The 1,569-nt window shown below is 36.0% G+C and carries 1 protein-coding gene; it reads left to right on the top strand.

Going from position 1 to position 1,569, the window contains the following annotated elements; all coding sequences use genetic code 11:
* Nucleotides 1–407: 407 nt before the first annotated feature.
* Nucleotides 408–1,343: an IS30 family transposase gene (locus tag AC1DJN_RS21905; RefSeq protein WP_477355797.1), complete on the top strand. Its 936-nt coding sequence runs from the start codon at nucleotides 408–410 to the stop codon at nucleotides 1,341–1,343.
* Nucleotides 1,344–1,569: the final 226 nt, after the last annotated feature.

The raw sequence follows: 1,569 nt of genomic DNA on the forward strand, positions 1-1,569 counted from the left end.
TAATAGTGCCACCGACTATAAAATATAAAATATATAACATATGTAACCCTCGAAGTTCAATTCAAAATAGTGTAATAATACTTTACAAAATAATTCCTTACAAGCCCCTGATTTGAATATTTAGCAAGAAGCTGAGAAAGATAGATTTATATCAAAAATAACTAGAATATTTCGGCCTAGTTGAAAGGGTTGATGACTGTGTTTTTTATTTCATTTACTCTTTTTTATGTAGTTGGCATACCACTTCGGTTCTTATACATGAAATAGGACATGCATAAGGTGTAGTTTATTTTCTAAAGACGGATTGTAATATTAAGTGCAACACTCAGAAATCAATATAAAGGAAGCCCATAACGACCTCGTGTAGAATGTAGTTACCACACCAACATTCAAACGGAGGAATCGTTATGAGCTATACCCATCTTACCATATCAGAACGTGTAAAAATAGAAACATACCTGGAACTTGATTATCCGATTCGTAAAATAGCGAAACTCTTAAATCGTCAACCTTCTACGATTTCCAGAGAAATAAAACGCCACGCCGGTAGTACGGCTAACGAGGCGCAAGTACGTTACCATCAAAATAAATCCAACTGTGGTGCCAAGTCAAAATGTACGCCAGAAGTAAAAGAAGCTGTTCAAGGAAAGTTGCGGGATACTTGGTCGCCTGAACAAATTGTCGGTCGCTTGTATCAAGGACAGTTGAGTTTTAAAACCATCTATCGCTGGATTTACGATGGTCTTTTAGAAGTGCCTATAACCGTTCTCCGTCAAAAAGGAAAGCGCCAAAAGCCCCGCGAAACAAGGGGAAGATTTAACATTGGCACACCAATTTCTAAACGCCCAAAAGAAGTACGTAAACGTGAAACCTTTGGACATTGGGAGTTAGATACAGTTGTATCTGGACGTGGGAAAGCAAAAGGTTGTGTAGCAACATTTATTGAGCGAATGACACGGTGGTATGTTGGCTTTTTGATACCAGATCGCTCAGCTCAATCAATGGAAAGAGCAGTACGTCTTCTTCATACTAAATTACCAAAAGGCACTATAAAAACAGCCACAACAGACAGAGGTAAAGAATTTAGCTGCTATAAAGTGTTAGAAAAAGACTTGAAAATTGATGTTTATTTTGCGGACGCATATTCTTCTTGGCAACGCGGAAGTAACGAAAATGGAAATGGATTACTTCGCGAATTCTTCCCTAAGCAAACAAATTTCGAAGAAGTATCACCAGAAGAACTAACAGAATCATTAAACTATATCAACAACCGACCAAGAAAATGTCTTGGTTGGAAAACTGCAAACGAGGCTTTTAATGAGCAATTGTTGCACTTAATTTGACAAATCATCWAATAAATAAATTTAGAATGAAATACGCTGTACCCTTAATGTTCATATATAGTCTCTTCCTACTAATCTTCAAAATAGGTAAAAATCTATTTTCTACTGTTTGCTTAAGTATTGCTATAGTCGGGTTTAGCTTGATGTCTTTATTAAATTTAAAAAGAAAATATAATACACCTTAACTGAACGCAAAAATCTCTATAGTATTCGTCATCACTACCAC

The sequence above is a fragment of the Stenotrophomonas sp. 05L414_2 genome (genome assembly GCF_056397905.1).

Excerpts from the sequence above, each read along its gene's own strand:
- AC1DJN_RS21905 (WP_477355797.1), top strand. The coding sequence starts at position 408 with ATGAGCTATACCCATCTTACCATATCAGAACGTGTAAAAATAGAAACA.